Source organism: Actinocrispum sp. NPDC049592, assembly GCF_040675465.1.
Lineage (GTDB): Bacteria > Actinomycetota > Actinomycetes > Mycobacteriales > Pseudonocardiaceae > Kibdelosporangium.
This window is the reverse complement of sequence record NZ_JBFAPA010000006.1, coordinates 1-15,525: the sequence shown is the minus strand read 5'-3', so window position 1 is coordinate 15,525 and position 15,525 is coordinate 1. Positions and strand designations below refer to the sequence as shown.

13 protein-coding genes and 1 pseudogene are annotated in these 15,525 nt (G+C 70.0%); 4 read left to right on the top strand and 10 right to left on the bottom strand.

The features are described 5' to 3' along the window. Nucleotides 1–12: 12 nt before the first annotated feature. Both AB0J95_RS16955 and AB0J95_RS16950 read right to left on the bottom strand, forming a co-directional pair. On the bottom strand, nt 13–1,002 hold the full coding sequence (locus AB0J95_RS16955; protein WP_364758019.1) for a xanthine dehydrogenase family protein subunit M: 990 nt from the start codon (nt 1,000–1,002) through the stop codon (nt 13–15). Beyond that, nucleotides 999–1,535 (bottom strand): 2Fe-2S iron-sulfur cluster-binding protein, encoded by a 537-nt coding sequence (locus AB0J95_RS16950; RefSeq protein WP_364758017.1) that lies wholly within the window; start codon nt 1,533–1,535, stop codon nt 999–1,001. The genes AB0J95_RS16955 and AB0J95_RS16950 overlap by 4 nt, the downstream gene beginning before the upstream one ends. Nucleotides 1,536–1,735: 200 nt before the next feature. Here AB0J95_RS16950 and AB0J95_RS16945 point away from each other — a divergent pair, with 200 nt between their 5' ends. Further along, the gene (locus tag AB0J95_RS16945; protein WP_364758015.1) at nt 1,736–2,131 is read left to right on the top strand and encodes a hypothetical protein; all 396 of its coding nucleotides are present in this window, start codon (nt 1,736–1,738) and stop codon (nt 2,129–2,131) included. A 49-nt stretch (nt 2,132–2,180) separates the two neighbouring features. On the opposite strand, the gene AB0J95_RS16940 is transcribed toward AB0J95_RS16945, so the two are convergent. The 7 genes from AB0J95_RS16940 to AB0J95_RS16910 all read right to left on the bottom strand — a co-directional run bounded on the left by AB0J95_RS16940 (nt 2,181) and on the right by AB0J95_RS16910 (nt 11,691). Further along, complete coding sequence (locus tag AB0J95_RS16940; protein WP_364758014.1) at nt 2,181–2,870, bottom strand: hypothetical protein; 690 nt, start codon at nt 2,868–2,870, stop codon at nt 2,181–2,183. Continuing rightward, a complete protein-coding gene (locus tag AB0J95_RS16935) occupies nt 2,867–3,748 on the bottom strand; it encodes an ABC transporter ATP-binding protein (RefSeq protein ID WP_364758012.1) in 882 nt (293 codons plus the stop codon). Before AB0J95_RS16935 ends, AB0J95_RS16940 begins: the two co-directional genes overlap by 4 nt. Further along, entirely contained in the window at nt 3,745–4,116 is a 372-nt protein-coding gene (locus AB0J95_RS16930) for a GntR family transcriptional regulator (RefSeq protein WP_364758010.1), read from the bottom strand. The genes AB0J95_RS16935 and AB0J95_RS16930 overlap by 4 nt, the downstream gene beginning before the upstream one ends. Before the next feature lie 220 nt (nt 4,117–4,336). Continuing rightward, nucleotides 4,337–8,527 carry a hypothetical protein gene (locus AB0J95_RS16925; protein WP_364758008.1) on the bottom strand — a complete coding sequence of 1,397 codons (4,191 nt, stop codon included), beginning with the start codon at nt 8,525–8,527 and terminating at the stop codon, nt 4,337–4,339. Then, nucleotides 8,527–9,060: a hypothetical protein gene (locus AB0J95_RS16920; protein WP_364758006.1), complete on the bottom strand. Its 534-nt coding sequence runs from the start codon at nt 9,058–9,060 to the stop codon at nt 8,527–8,529. The genes AB0J95_RS16925 and AB0J95_RS16920 overlap by 1 nt, the downstream gene beginning before the upstream one ends. Beyond that, nucleotides 9,057–11,114, bottom strand: a complete 2,058-nt coding sequence (locus AB0J95_RS16915; protein ID WP_364758004.1) for an ATP-binding protein — start codon at nt 11,112–11,114, stop codon at nt 9,057–9,059. Before AB0J95_RS16915 ends, AB0J95_RS16920 begins: the two co-directional genes overlap by 4 nt. Before the next feature lie 64 nt (nt 11,115–11,178). Beyond that, nucleotides 11,179–11,691: an NUDIX domain-containing protein gene (locus AB0J95_RS16910; RefSeq protein ID WP_364758002.1), complete on the bottom strand. Its 513-nt coding sequence runs from the start codon at nt 11,689–11,691 to the stop codon at nt 11,179–11,181. A gap of 474 nt (nt 11,692–12,165) precedes the next feature. Between AB0J95_RS16910 and AB0J95_RS16905 the strand changes: the two are divergent. Then, nucleotides 12,166–12,530, top strand: a pseudogene (locus AB0J95_RS16905) (molybdopterin cofactor-binding domain-containing protein); the annotation flags it as partial. Between the two features lie 24 nt (nt 12,531–12,554). On the opposite strand, the gene AB0J95_RS16900 reads toward AB0J95_RS16905, so the two are convergent. Further along, entirely contained in the window at nt 12,555–13,184 is a 630-nt protein-coding gene (locus tag AB0J95_RS16900; protein WP_364758000.1) for a TetR/AcrR family transcriptional regulator, read from the bottom strand. A gap of 49 nt (nt 13,185–13,233) precedes the next feature. On the opposite strand from AB0J95_RS16900, the gene AB0J95_RS16895 reads away from it, so the two are divergent. Both AB0J95_RS16895 and AB0J95_RS16890 read left to right on the top strand, forming a co-directional pair. Next, the gene (locus AB0J95_RS16895; protein WP_364757999.1) at nt 13,234–14,742 is read left to right on the top strand and encodes an NAD(P)/FAD-dependent oxidoreductase; all 1,509 of its coding nucleotides are present in this window, start codon (nt 13,234–13,236) and stop codon (nt 14,740–14,742) included. Between the two features lie 176 nt (nt 14,743–14,918). Beyond that, nucleotides 14,919–15,419: a hemerythrin domain-containing protein gene (locus tag AB0J95_RS16890; RefSeq protein WP_364757997.1), complete on the top strand. Its 501-nt coding sequence runs from the start codon at nt 14,919–14,921 to the stop codon at nt 15,417–15,419. Nucleotides 15,420–15,525 lie beyond the last annotated feature (106 nt).

Sequence of the window (15,525 nt, the reverse complement as noted above, 5' to 3'; positions counted from 1 at the left end):
TGCTGTCTCCCATCACTTGGCCCGCCTGGCGAGGTCGGTCAGCGTGGTCTCGATCAGGTTGCGGGCCAACATCACCTTGTAGGCGTTGTCGCGCAGCGGCTTGGCCTTGGCCAGTTCGGCGGTGGCCGCTGCCCGGAACCGATCGGCGGTGGCCGGGCCGTCGCGCAGCGCCGCCTCGGCGATCCGGGCCCGCCACGGCCGGGCCGCGACCCCGCCGAGCGCGATCCGCACGTCCTGAACCCGTCGCCTGTGGACGGTCAGGGCGGCGGCGATGGACACGGTCGCGAAGGCGTAGGAAGCGCGCTCGCGGACCTTGCGGTACCGCGACTGCGCCGCCACATCCAGCCTGGGCAACGCGATCTCGGTGATCAACGCGCCCGGCGGCAGGTTCGTCTCCAGGTGCGGGGTGGTCCCGACCGGGCGGTAGAAATCCGTCAACGGGATCTCGCCCGCGCCGTTGAGCGTCTGGAACCGCACCACCGCGTCGAAAGCGGCCAGGGCAACGCCCATGTCGCCGGGATTGGTCGCGGCGCAGTGGTCGGTCCAGTCGAAGATGGCGTGGTTGTGGTGGATCCCGTTGATCGCCGGGCAGCCGCTGCCGGGTACCCGTTTGTTGCACGGCTGCGAGGTGTCGGTGAAGTAGCCGCACCTGGTGCGCTGCAACAGGTTCCCGCCGATCGTGGCCATGTTGCGCAACTGCCCGGACGCCCCGGCCAGGATCGCCTGCGTCACCGCCGGATACCGCCGCCGCACATCAGGATGGGCCGCGGCGTCGCTGTTCGTGGTGGTGGCGCCGATGACCAGCTGGCCGTCCGCGGCGAACCGGATCCCGCTGAGCGGCAGGTGCCGCACGTCCACGACCTTCGCGGGCGTCTCGATCTCGTTCTTCATCAGGTCGACGAGGTTCGTGCCACCCCCGATGAACTTCGCCCCGGGCGTGCCCGCGACCTCGGCCAGCGCGTCCCGGACCTGCGCCGAACGCTGGTAGGCGAACTCCTTCACCGCGAGGCCTCCTTCCGCGCGGTCTCGACCACCGCGCGCACGATCGACGGGTACGCGCCGCAGCGGCACAGGTTCCCGCTCATCCGTTCGCGGATCTCCTGCTCGTCGAGGTGTGGCGGGCAGTCGGGGGAGACGTCGCCGGTGACGGCGCTGGGCCAGCCCGCCCGGTGCTCGGCCAGCATCCCCACAGCCGAGCAGAGCTGGCCGGAAGTGCAGTAGCCGCACTGGAAACCGTCCAGCCGCACGAAGGCCTCCTGGATCGGGTGCAGCTGTCCGTTGCGGGACAGGCCTTCGACGGTGGTCACCTCGGCCCCGTCGGCGGCGACGGCCAGCGTCAGGCAGGACACCACCCGCCTGCCGTTGAGCAGCACCGTGCAGGCGCCGCATTGGCCGAGGTCACAGCCCTTCTTGGTACCGGTCTGGTCCAGCCCTTCCCGGAGCGCGTCCAGCAACGTCGTCCGGTTGTCGACGGTCAGCTTCCGCGTGACATTGTTGACGCGAAGCGAAATATCGCTGCGAGTATTTCCGGTCATGTCGTTCCCTCTCCTCGCGCAGCGAATCCACGCGGGTGATACCCGGTCGAGTCGGCGATGCGGATATTCAACCAGGGAAGGGAAAGTGAGGGCATGCCTAAAACTGCCGGTCTGCTGCCCGATCCTGGCAAGGCGCGGTGGACCTGCGAGTTGTTGCCACAATTGCGGATTACTCGCGATATCAGGGTGGGCGACCCGGCTTGGGGAGTAGCCTGACCAACAAAAGTGCCAGCACGAGGATTCCGGCGCAGATTCCGAACACCAGCTCCGCGGCGGCAACCTATGAAGCGCTGGACGGCGTGCCGGCGCGGGCGAAGAACACCGCGCCGAGCGCGGCGACGCTCGCGTCACCCCAGGTTCACGACAAGGACGAACGCGCTGAGCGAGGCGTAGAACCCGCCGACGATCAGCAGGCCGACGACGAATCCGTGCTCGCCGGTGGCATCGAGCCGCAGACCGCCGCATGGGCCCGCGACTCGTTCACCCTCTACGTCAGCGCCTACACCCCGGAACGTTCACTCGTCCAGCAACGGCAGCAAAACCCGGACCACAACGGGGTTCCGGCACCGGCCACGACCGGTTCGACTTCACCCTGACCCTGATCATCGACAACCTCACGCCGGGCCGCTGACCGGCGGAGGCCGGTCAGGCGGTCGCGCGGCGGAATAGCAGCCACGCAGCGGCCCCGAGCGCCAGCGCGAACAGCAGCGGATACGCGGTGAACAGCGCGAGCAACGACTGACCGCCGAGAAAACTCCCGATCGGCGCCCACCAGCGTTGCGCCGTCGCCAGCGCCCCGGCCAGCAGCGCTGCGCTGCCGAGGAGCGCGAGGTAGATCCCGGTCTGCCGCCAGCGTTGGAACACCACGCCGACCAGCACGCAGATCGCTGACACGGCGACTATCGGCCCGCTGTAGACCAGCCACTGGGTTAGCGGATCGTCCTGGCCCAGCGTGCCGAGCCCGAAGATCCGGGCTTCCCGGCCCCAGCCACCGGTCGTCCGCTCGACGGCGCCGAACACCACCAGCACCAGCCCGAGCAGTAGCGCCTGCCCCAGGACGACCAGCGCCGTCGCCTGAGCGAACTTCCGGCGTGTCACCCCCAGCCCCAGCGTGAACGGGAAGACCTGGGTCATGCTCTGCAGGTGCCCGGCGGCGGCCACCCCGCAAAGCACTGGCAACAGGTAGATCTCATGCGGGCCACTGGCAGTCTCGCCGTTCGTGATGTCGATGATCAGGCCCAGCACGGGTATCGCGGCCACGACGGCCAGCGGGTAGGCGAGCAGGGCCGGCCAGTTGACCAGCTGGATCCGCGCGACGTCGAGCACGCGTGTCATCGGGTTTCCTTCCCGGCGGCGATCGGCCCGCCGTTGCGTTGGGTGGTGCGCACGACCAGCTGCTGCAGCGAGACCGGCTCGAAGTCCAGGCCGGGTTCGGGCCGGTCCGGGGCGCCGGTGAGGGTCACGCGCAGTGAGCCGCCGATCCGTTCGCGGTGCAGCTCCTGGTATCCGGCGGCGAACCGCTCAACGGCGTCGGCCGGTCCGGTGACCGCGATGGCCTCGCCGCGCAGCGACTCCGCGTCGGCGTCGATGAGGACCTGGCCCCGGTCGAGCAGCACGACGTGTTCGATCAGGGCGCTGACCTCGTCGATGAGGTGCGTGGAAAGCACGATGGTGCGCGGGTTCTCGGTGTAGTCGGCCAGCAGGCGGTCGTAGAACAGTTGGCGCGCAACGGCGTCCAGGCCGAGGTAGGGCTCGTCGAACAGGGTCAGCGGCGCCCGCGAGGCCAGTCCGATGGTCACCCCGACCGCCGAGAGCTGGCCACGGGAGAGCTTGCTGAGCAGGTGACCCACCGGGACGGCGAAGTCCGCCAACAGCTCCGCGGCATACCTGTCGTCCCAGTTCGGGTACAGCAGACTTGCGGCCCGCAGCGCGTGCTTCACCCGGAACTTCTCCGGGTAGTGCTGGCTCTCCTTGATGAAACACACCCGCGAGAGCACGTCGGCGTTCTCGTACGGGTGCTGCCCGAAGACCTCGACCGTGCCGCTCGTCTCGAAGCCTTGCCCAGTAAGGATTCGCATCAGCGTCGTCTTGCCCGCGCCGTTGCGGCCCAGCAGGCCGTGGATCGTGTTCCCGGCGAGCTCCAGATCCACCCCCGCGAGCGCGGCGAGGGGGCCGTACCGCTTGGTCAGCCCGGTTGTGCGCACCACGTTCATCGTTCGGGCTCCCAGACGTCGATCAGCTTCTTGATCTGCTCGGCGTCCATGCCGAGCTTGCCCGCCTCCGCCATCAGCGGGGCGACATACTGCCGCGTGAAGTCCGCGCGCCGCCGCTCCAGCAGCTGCGCCCGGGCGTCCGTGGCGACGAACATGCCGATCCCTCGTCTCTTGTAGAGGATCCCGTCGGCCACCAGCTGGTTGATGCCCTTCGCCGCGGTCGCCGGGTTGATCCGGTGGAAGGCCGCGAGCTCGTTGGTCGAGGGCACCTGCGTATCCGCGGCCAGACTCCCGTCCACGATCGAGTTCTCGATCTGCTCGGCGATCTGGAGGAACAGCGGCCGCCCATCATCCTTCACGCCGACCACCGCGCGGTGCGGTTCGTCGGTTCATTACTCATGTAACTAACCATGGAGGCTCGAGGGCGGACTTGTCAAGCCCGGCCATCGGCAGGTTTGAACCCGCGACCTTGACGTTGTAAGCGTCCTGCTCTGACCGGCTGAGCTACGGGGGCGTGCGCATGACAAGACCCCGGGGTGACCGCCCCGGACGGGCAGTACGACATCCTTGTCCTGCCAGGATGAAGGGCTAGTGCTCGGGGCGGTGGGTGACGCGCATGCCGCGGGCTTCCATGCGGGCAACGGTTTCCTCGACGGCGGCGTCGCGGGCGGCCTTGTGTTCGGTGGCCCAGGCTTGCATCTGGGCGGCGAGGGTGTCCCGGCGCTCGGTCAACGAGGTCGCCGCGGTGTCCGCGCGGGAGGCGTTCGCGGAGGCTTCGGCGCGGTCGGCTTCGGCGGCGGCGACGTGACGCTGGTTGGCCTCGGCGAGTTGGGCGGCTTGTTGCTGTGACTGGGTGAACTGGGCTTCGGTGGCCTCCGCTTGCGCCGAGGTCGTCGTCAGGCGTTGGCCCGCCTGGGCGATCTCGGCGCCGCGGCCGGGCTGGGCGGCGGCGTGACCGGCGATGCCCTGCCTGGTCTGTACTAGTTTGGCCATGAACGTGGCGGAGTCGGTGTTCATCTTGTGGAACGCCGACACCGCCGAGTCCGGCAGCACCGAGGAGAAGTCCAAGACCAGCCCGGTGAAGCCGGTCCACCCGGCCAGCAACGTCTCCAGCGTGCCGATCCCGGCCAGCTGCGACGCGGAGTCCTGGATGTGCCCGCCACCCTCCTGGTGGGCCTGGGCGCGTTGCTGGTTGAGCTGTTCGCGGCGCTGCACCTGGGCCTGGTGCGCCTGGGTGGCGGTCAACGCCTGCGCGGATGCCTGCTGCGCCTCGCTGACCTGCGCGCCCTGCGCCTCGGCCTGCGTACGAACCTGCTGTGCCCGCGCCTGCCGCTGCTCGGCCTGCGCCCGCGCGGTGAGCAGCCGGTCGATGTCCCGGGTCATCTGCTCGATCTGCTCGTGCGTGCCCGGCGGCGGCTGGTAGGCGGGGTTCACCGACTCCACCACGGGAGCGTGGGACTCGTGCTCCGCCCCGCCGCCCGCGCGGTCCACGATCGCGCCCGCCTGCTCGCCGCGGTGCGCCCGCTCCGCGAGCCGCGTGCGGTGTTCAAGCCCCTCAACGGTTTCGTGCATGGCGAGGGCACGATCCCGGCCCGGGTACTGCTGCAGCCGGTCGAACCAGTTCCCGGTGATCGGCAACTCCGGCCCGACCTGAGCCGGTGACACGCCACCGGCGGGTGCCCGCGGGAAAAGGTGTTTGGGCAGCTGGGTTTGCGGGCCGCCGCCCGGGTACACGTTCGGGCGGTCCGGCGCGGGCAGGCCCTCCGGCTGAGGCGCGACCTCGGAACGGATCTGTGGCGTCCCACCGGGAACCTCCAAGATCCGCACCGCATCCACCGGGTTGCCGGGATACACGGTGCCGGACGCGTCCGCGGGCCAGCCGTGCGGCAACGCCGAGGTGTTCCGGATCCCGCCGGGGCTCTGCGACGAGACCCAAGCCGCGTACGCCTGCGCCTCCTCAAGACTCGAGAAGGTGTGGTCCACCCACGCACCCGGCGGCCCCACGCGCACGCCGTAGTCGGGTTGCACTGTGCCATCAGCGTTGTACCGGCGTTCCGGGACGTCGAAGTACCCCTCGGGCGCGAACTCCCCGTTCTTCACCTGTCCCAGCTCGCCGCGGAACGGCCCGGGCCCGTTGGCACCTGCCGGGTCGAAGTTGCGCGTATTCGGGTTCACCTCAAGCTGGCCCGAACCGCTCAACGTGGATCCGGTCGGCCTGCCGTTCGCGTCCAGGCCCAAAGCCTGCTGCACGGCCGGATCGCTCCAGTCCACATCGGTCGGTCGCTCCGGCGGCCGCCGCGAAGGTCCTTGGAAGGTCTCGACTTCACCGGGTTGAAGCCCCAGCGCGGCCTCGTCGATGATCACGCTCGGGAGGTCGCCACCTCCCGTGGGTGGCGGCGTGCCTCCGCCACCACCGGTAGGCGGTACACCGCCACCGCCGCCACCGCCACCTGTTGGAGGCGCACCGCCACCGCCTTGGATGGGCCCGCTTGGCTCGCCGTAGACCGGATAGTGCGACGAGGCGATCTGTTCGGGCGTGGCAACACCCGGCGGCATCGGGTTCCCGGCTTCGAACCCGGCGCGCTGCTGCCCGTTCGGCAGACGCAGCCACTGGTCGTCCGCGGTGCGGTACCGGCCCGCGGTCGGCTGCCCGTCCGCACCCGGCAGCGGCCGGATGTTGGCGCGCTGACCGGCGCCCTCGTTGACCGGCTGGCCCTCCCACGGGTAGTTGTTCCCGGGCGTGTTGACCTGCACGGTCGGGTTGTCGTGCGAGAAACTTCCTTCCGGCGCACCGGGGTTCGCGCTGTGGTAGCGCACTTCGACGTTCCCGCCGGTCTCCGCGGACAACACCGGGCGCGGCTGGTTCGGGCCCGGCGACGGCCCGGTGATCCGGACCTCGGTCTGCGGCACCGGATTGCCCGGCGCCCCAGGCAAAGTGGGCTCCGCACCGGTCGGGAACGCCGGGATCTCACGGACGTCGCTGATCCCCTGGAACTGCATGTTCTCGTGGTACGCGATCTGGTTCGGGTTGACGTTCTGGCCCTGGATGCTGGTGCCGCTCAACCCGAACGCGGGCTCGACCTGGCCGGTGACCGGGTTGACCGTGTCCGGCCCGACCGGACCGGACATCGCGAACTCCGGCGCCTCCAGCTGCGAGGGGTTGTCCAGGCGGCCGACCAGGGCGTCGATGTCCGCGTCGGTGAAGTCCGCCGGGGTCGCCTCGCGGGTGGGTGCGCCCGACAGCGCCGCGTCGATCTCGGCGTCGGTCAGGTTCTCCAGGTTCTGCGGTTCCTGGGGCGGCGGCGTGCCTTCGACCGGAGGTGCTCCCTCGGGCGCCGGAGGCGTTCCACCCTCCACCGGCGGCACGCCTTCCGTGGCCGCGCCGGGGATCGGTTCTCCTTCCACCACAAGGGGTTCGGGTGTGCCCGCTGGTTCGTGCGTGCTGGGCGGGACCTCGTCACCCGGCGGGGGAGTGCCTTCCTCGTGGCTCTGGCTGCGGCCCATGCCCGCCACCGCGGCACCGGCCAGACCGCCGAGCGCGCCGCCCATCTCCTTGCCGGCCTCTTCGAGGGTGTGGCCCTGCGCCTCGACCTCACGCGGATCGGCCTGGCTGGTGAACGTGTGCAGCGAACGGAACAGCAGAACCAAGGGCTGCAGAGCCATTTTCACCAGGCCGAGCACCATTCCGGCCATGCCGATGGCGGTCGCGATCGACCCGGCCGCGATCGCCAAGGGGGACAACGCACCCAGCGTGAACAGCGCCGCGGCCGCCGCGGCGACGGCGACGATGCCGACCACGCCGCCGAGGATGTTGATGATGTTGGAGGCGATGTCGAGGATCGCGCAGATCCCCTCGATGTCGTTGGCCGCTTCCTCGTAGCCGGACCGGCCTTCGCCCATCCGCCCGATCGCCGCGGTGTTGCGGTCCCAGCCCTGCGCGAGCGCGTAGGCGGACATCACGCCACCGACAACCGCGCCGACACCAGGGATCGCGACACCCGCGATCTCCTCCAAGCCCGCTTCCAGCGCCTGGACGCCGATGGTGGTGACCAGGCCCATGACGAACCCGGTGCCAAAGCCCTCACCGACACCGCCGCCCACCTCGGTGGCGATGAACGCGGCCCGGTCGGCGGATCCGGCGGCGCCGACGAGTTCCGCTGCGGCGCCCCAACGTTCGTGCTCGACCAACTCCTGGTCGATCAGCGCGAGACCACTGGTGTCGAGCGCATCCGCACCCGTACCACCCTCACCGGCCGCCGGTGGCGCGCCGACCGGGCCGGGGATCGCGGGTGCCGGAGCGGGCCCGGTCTCCGGCGCCGGGGGCGCACCGGTGGCCGGAACAGCACCGGGAGCCGGTGCGGGGCCTGAGGCCGGGGTGGTCCCGGACGCCGGGGCCGGACCGGCCCCGGGAGCCGGAGAAGGCGTTGGTGGCGCGGGAGTCTGCGGAGTGCCACCGGAAGGTGCAGGAGCCTGTGGCAAGCCGCCCGCGGGCGCGGGAGTCTGCGGCACGCCGCCCGGTGGGGCGCCGCCGTCGTGAATGCCCGCGTCCGTCACGCCGGGAGGTGCGCCGCCGTCGCGGATTCCGGCCGCGTCCATGACCTCCGCGGGTGCACGGCCGTTGACGATGTCGGCCATGCCGCTGTTGCCCACAGTGGACTGAAGGTGGCTCACCGGGTCGGTGGTCACATCCGGGGCGACCTCGGGCGGCGCGACCGTCGCGGTCGCGGTGGCCCGGTCGGGCGTCTCGTCGGCACGCAACCGGTCGGTCTGCCCGCCCATCAGCGGCTCTCCTCGTACCGTGCCTTGACCGCGGCGAACTCGCCCGCCCCCCAACGGTCACGGCGAGCGATCAGGCTGGGCGCGAAGACCGCCCGCGCAGCCTCCGCGCCGACCAGATCGGCGAGCGTGACCCAGCCGACCGCGAGCGACGCGTAAGCCAGGAGCCGGTCACCGTCCGCTTCGGACAGTTCCGCGATGGCGAACGCGGCGGCCACGTAGTCCAAAGGGGACCGTGCGGCCAATGCCTCCGCGCGCGCCCGGCGTGCGTGCGCCAGCGCCTCGCGCAGATCGCCCCGGTCGAGCGCCTGGCTGGCCACGACCAGCGCCGACTGGGCGACCGTCGGCTCGGGGTCCTTGGCGATGGACAGGGAACCGCCCAGTGCGGCGGCCATCCGGCGGCAGCGCGCCTCCTCGGCCGGGTCGCCTTCGTCATGCCATTCGTCGGCGGCCCGCTCGACCAGGGTGCGGGCTTCGTCGATCTTGCCCGCGAGCAGTAGATCCCTTGCGGCGACAACGGAATCGGCGGCGGTCATGTCAGCACCGCCTCGTACGGCTCGAAGTCGGCGACCTTGCACAGCTTGCCCAGTTTGACGAACTCGCGGTGCACGCCACGCATCAGGTCCACCATGGACACCGCCCGGTTCTCGTCCGCCGCGAAGTACCCCGCGGCGAGGGTGATGTTGCGGATGTTGCCGCCGGCCAGCTCGAACCGCTCGGCCAGCAGCCTCAGGTCGACGTCGTCGGCGCGCGGGACGGCCGGGTTCAGCGCGTGGTCCCAGATCCGGTACCGGTGCTCGGCGTCCGGCCGCGGGAAGTCGATCACCGCGTCCAGCCGCCGGGTGAACGCGTCGTCCAGGTTCGCGCTGAGGTTGGTCGCCAGTATCACCAGGCCGTCGAACTTCTCCATGCGCTGCAACAGGAACGCGGTCTCCACGTTGGCGTACCGGTCGTGCGCGCCCTGGACCTCGCTGCGCTTGCCGAACAACGCGTCCGCCTCGTCGAAGAACAGCACGCCGTTGACCTGCTCGGCCTCGGTGAAGATCCGCTCCAGGTTCTTCTCCGTCTCGCCGATGTACTTGTCCACCACGGTCGCGATGTCCACTGTGTACAGATCGAAGCCCAGGTCGTAGGCGAGCACCTCGGCGGTCAGCGTCTTGCCGGTGCCGGGCGCGCCGGTGAACAGCGCGGCGATACCCGTGCCACGGCCGCTGTTGCGCATCTTCCAGTCGTCCAGAACGCGGCCACGCAACCGCGCCCGCGCCACGAGCTCCCGCAGCATCTGGATCTGCGCGGACGGCAGCACCAGATCTGGCCAGCCGGCCGCGGGTTCGGTCCGCCGGGCAAGCCGTTCCAGACCTGCGGCGTTCTGGGTGCGCGCACCGAGACGCAAGTCCGCGGCACCGATCGGACGCGCGGAGTGCGCCGCCTGCCACCAGGCCGCACTGGTCGCGCGCTGAACCTGTGCAGGGTCAAGGTTGAGCGAACTCATCGTGGCGCCGACGTCCAGCCCGGGCTCGACATCACCGGTCAGCAAGGCATCCCACAGCCCGGCCATGTCGGTGGGCGAGATCATCGGCGCCTCAAGGGACAACGGGATGTCGACTGTCCACTTGGGATCCCACGACCGGCGGCCGTGCAGGATCACCGGCCAGCCGGGGTCGCACAAGGCGGGCACGGCTTTCCCCGCGTTGTCACCGAAAGCGTCCACCGGCCCGGCCACGAGCCCGGCGCCCATCAGCCGCGCCTCGCGCCGGGCCACGGCGGCGACCTTCGCCGGATCGTGGTCGCGCAACCGGCCGAGATCCAGCACCAACGCGGGCAGCCCGAGCTCGGTGAACGCCGCCGCGGCCAACGAGTTCGCCGCGCTGCCCCGGTGTTCGCGCAGGTAGCACAGGGTGGCGCCGCGCTTGAGCGTCGCACCGAGCGCTACCGGGTCACCGGCGAGGCAGGGCACCGGCCGCACGGTCAGGCCGTCCAGCGACGGATCGGGGGTGTCGTCGCCGAGCAGGTGCATGGTCACGCGGTCGGGAACCCGCAGAGCGCGGGTGAGGAACGGCCGGTCGGTGTCGAGGATCTCGACCAGCCCGCCATCGATCAGCGGCGCACCCGCGCACAGCCGAGCCCGTCCGGCCGCGGCGGGCGCCGCGATCCCGGCCAGTTCCAACGCCAGTCCAACGCTCGCACGGCGTCTGGTCATGTCGTCGTGCAGATACCCATACAGCCGTTCGAAACGGGAGTCCACCTCCGGCGCCATCGCGGCGAACAGCAGCTCGACATCCAGCGCGGTCAACCCGAAGGCGCGCACCAGATCGCGCAGCCGCAGGGTCTCGCCGCCCTCCTCGGCCTCGGTCGCGTCCCGTTCGATCCTGGCCTGCAGCTCGTCGAACTCGGCCCCGCCGCTGCGCGCCCCGGCGGGCCCGGTCAGCAGCCGGTCCACTTCGCTGTCGCTGAGGTACAGGCCGCGGAACGGATCCGCTGCCGTGTCGCCGCCACGCCGCGACTGCACCGCTGCCCTGACCCTCGCCTCGGTCAACGCCAGGCGGGACAGGACATCGTGCAGCGACCGGTGGGAGGAGGAGGTGCCCACCGCCGCACCGTACCGACCCGCTGTGGCAGCAGACCTGCCCCAAAGGGCGGCTTTGCGCGCTGACCTACCGTGAGGTCAAGGTTCCGTTCAGGTACTGACGGGCCAGATCGGTGTGCAATGGGAAGGCCAGCTCCACCGGCTCGAAGATCACGACCCGCTCGGAGGCCTCCTCGTTGGGCTCGAACGGCCCCAGCTCAGCGGCCTGGACCGGCGGCGCCAGCGAGAACAGCAGGACCAGGTCGGTGGCCGGTTCGGGGGAGCTGAACAGGATCGGCCGCAGCCCCGCCGGATCCACCTTCACCGCCGCCTCCTCCCACAGCTCCCGCGCCGCGCACTCCTGCCACGTCTCGCCGACCTCCATGAACCCACCCACCAGGGCGAGCTGCCCCACCGGCGGAATCGCCCGCCGGACAACCAGAAGCCCGGTCCGGTCGCCATCCTCGACCGGCAACAGCGTCACGGCGACCGGCGCCGGATTGGCCCACACCATCCGCCCGCACGACGGACAGGTGCGGGGATAGCCGCTGGTGTCGGCGTACGCGGTGCCGCAGTAGGAACAGAAGGAGTCTCGATCCATACACGGCAATCTATCGGGCCGTTGTGCGAGACGGCTGGCGGGAAGTCCAGTGCCAGGCCGCGAAAGCGAGCGCGGCGCTGGGGCCCGCGTACAGCGGGGCGGCGAGTTCGCGCCGAACAGCATCGACGCGAACGTGACCACGAGCGCCGCTTTCGCCGGGCTCAGCCCGGTTTCCCGATCGGCTCGAACGCGGGGAACTGCGGCACCGGCCGGTGTCCGCGATCGCGGCCTTGGCGATCGCCTTGGTGCCGAACTTGGCCAGGTCCCCTTGGGAGGTGTGCGGCGCGGCCGCTGCCGCTTCGCTTGTTCCCGGATCAGCTCGCGTTCCGGGATGCCCAAGACCACGTGAAGGGCAGCCGCCTCAGGCTTCGGCGGGCAGCTGGGTACGGCGGATCCCGGCCGCGGCGGCCTGCAGGTGTGTCATCAGCAGGTCCATGCTGGGGCTGAAGGGGCGGTCGGTCGTGGTGGTGACACCGGCGACTCGGCGTGTTCGACACCGGGCGGGTCATCAACCCAAGATGGCCCGGTCGCAGCTGGTCGGCGGGATGATCCAGGGGATCTCGATGGCCCTGCACGAGCAGAGCGTGCTCGACCCGCGGTTCGGGCACGTGGTGAACCTGGACTTCGCCGGCTACCACATCACCGCCAACGCCGACGTCCGTTCGGTCGAGGCGTACTGGCTGGACACCATCGACCCGTACACCAACCACATGGGCGCCAAGGGAGTTGGTGAGGTGTCGCTGGTCGGCACGGCCGCCGCGATCGCGAACGCGGCCTGCCACGCCACCGGTGTCCGGGTGCGCGACCTGCCGATCACCCTCGACAAGCTGATCGGCTGAGCGGCCTGGCCAGGCCGCTCAGCCCTAAGCGGCGATGCCGTCGTACATGATCCGGCGGATGGCCTCGCTGAGCCGGCGCTGGTGGTCCGGATCGGGGGTGCGCAGCGAGGAGATGGTGGCGCCGAGGATCATGCCGTTGATGGCGCGGGCGGAGTTGCCGATGTCGAGGTCGGCGCGCAGGTAGCCCAGTTCGACGCCGTGCGACAGGTAGGCCGCGGTGAGGGTGGTGGCCAGCTCGAAGAAGTCCAGCACCTTGTCCGCCATGGCCTTGTCGATCCCGGCCGCCTCCAGCAGCAGCATCCGCGGCAGGCGGGGGTCCTCGCCGAAGATCCGGGCCAGCGAGTCGCCGATCCGCTCGGCCTGCGCGCGGTAGTCGTCCAGAGTGGACACCGCGTCCGGGGCGTTCTCGGCGGTCAGCGCGGTGATGATCCGGCCGACCAGGTCGTCGATGACGTGGTCGACGATGTCCCTTTTGTTCTCGAAGTACCGGTAGAACGTGCCGTGCCCGATGCCGAGCCTCGCGGCGATGTCGGAGATGCCGGTCGCGTGGTAGCCCAGGTCGGCGAAGCAGTCGAAGGCCGCATCGATGATCTCGCGGCGCAACTCCTGCTTCTTGCGCTCGGTGCGGCCGAGCGGCCGGGAATCGGAGGTCACGACGATGAGTGTATTGCCGCTGGCGTAGGAATGACATATCGTTCCGAAAGTGACATCAGATTCCGCGACGACGGAGGGTGCGATGGTCGCGCAGTACGACGCGGTGATCGTGGGCGCCGGGTTCGGCGGGATGGGCGCCGCGATCCAGCTCGCCCGGCTCGGCCACACCAACCTGCTGATCCTCGAGCGCGAGGACGACCTCGGCGGCACCTGGCACGTCAACCGGTACCCGGGCCTGGCGGTGGACATCCCCTCGTCGACCTACTCGTACTCGTTCGAGCCCAACCCGTACTGGTCGCGGCTGTTCGCGCCCGGGCCGGAGCTGAAGCGGTACGCCGAGCACGTCGCGGACAAGTACGGGCTGCGCAAGTGGATGCGGTTCGGCGCGGTGGTCACCGGGGCGGTCTGGGAGCGGACGCACTGGCGGGTGACGTTGTACAGCGGGGAGAGCTTCACCTCGACGTACCTGGTGACCGCGACCGGATTCCTGTCCCAGCCGAAGATGCCCGAGATCGACGGCATCGATGGCTTCCGCGGCAAGGTGATCCACACGACCGCGTGGGACGACGACTACGACCTGACCGGCAAGCGTGCGGCCGTCATCGGCACCGGCGCCACCGCGGTGCAGCTCATCCCGGAGGTCGCGAAGGTCGTCTCCGAGCTGACGGTCTACCAGCGCACCCCGATCTGGGTCAGCCCCAAGCCCGATTACGTTGTCCCGCGACGGCTTCAGGCCGCGTTCGCCGCTTTGCCGTTCGCGCAACGGGTTGTCCGCCTGACCGGAAGCGCGATCCTTGAGCTGCTCATGATCACGGGTGTCGTGCACTACAAGAACTTCCGGCTGGGCAACCGGATCGCCGAACGCTGGTGCCGGGCGCACCTGCGCAGGCAGGTCCGCGATCCCGGGCTGCGCCGCAAGCTCACCCCGGACTACTCGTTCGGCTGCAAGCGGCCGACCTTCTCCAACGACTACTTCCGCACGTTCACCCGCCCGCACGTGAAGCTGGAAACCACTGGCATCGCGCGGATCGAGGACAACGCGATCATCACCGCCGCGGGCGGCCGCACCGAGATCGACGTTCTGCTGCTGGCCACCGGGTTCAACCTGTGGGACGTCAACTTCCCGGCCATCGAGATCATCGGCCGCGACGGCCGCGACCTCGGCAAGTGGTGGCGGGAGAACCGGTTCCAGGCCTACGAGGGCGTGACCGTGCCGGGGTTCCCGAACCTGTTGTCGCTCAACAGCCCGTACGCCTACAGCGGCCTGTCCTACTTCACCACCATCGAATGCCAGATGAAGCACATCGACCGGCTGTTCACCGCCATGCGCCGGCGCGGATCCCGCGTCTTCGAGGTGACCCAACGCGCCAACGACGAGTTCCTCGACCGGATGACCGACAAGGTGGGCGATTCCGTCTTCGCGCTCGGCCAGTGCGCGACCGCCAACAGCTACTACTTCAACCAGCACGGCGAAGCGACCCTGCTACGGCCGACCTCGACGATCGCCGCACACCGCGAAGCGGTCCGGTTCCCGTTGTCGGACTACACCTATGCCTGATCGCGGGTTGGCCCTCGGGCACCCGGCTTCGCCCATGAGCCGGCCGGGACGGGCCTCAACCTCCTGGACGGCCGCCGCGTGTGCTCCACTGTGGATGCAGCGCGCCCGAAGGTTGAGCGGTAACGGGATGGGTACTCCGGGTGGGTCCGGTGTGTGTCGCCGCTCAGGAGGAAAGCATGTCCACCGACGCGATCGTGCTGCTGAAAGAGGACCACAAGGAGATCCGCCGGCTGTTCGGCGAGTTCCAGAAGCTGGGGGACCGGGCCAAGGCCACCAAGGGCAAGGTGGTCGGCAAGATCCTCGAGGCGCTGACGGTGCATACCTACATCGAGAACGAGATCATGTACCCGGAGGTCCGCAAGTTGTTGCCGGACGTGGAGGACGACGTTCTCGAGTCCTATGAGGAGCATCACGTCGCCGACGTGCTGTGCATGGAGCTGGCGACGATGAAGCCGGAGAACGAGCGGTTCGACGCCAAGGTGACCGTGCTGATCGAGAACGTCACGCACCACATGGAGGAGGAGGAACAGGAATGGTTCCCCAAGGTGCGTGCGGGTCTCGGCCGTAAACAACTGCGGGACATGGGCGAACGCATGCTCGAGGCCAAGAGGAAGGCGCCCCGCAGCCCGGCCCAGCCCAGCGCCCTGAAGAAGGCCGCGGACGCACTGCTGTCCTGACCCGGCGGGAAAGGGAAACAGATCGGTGGTGGCGGTGGTGCGGAAGGCGGGGTCTGCCCCAACGTCTGCACCAGGCTCGGCTCGGCCACGTTCGCGGCGGACGAGG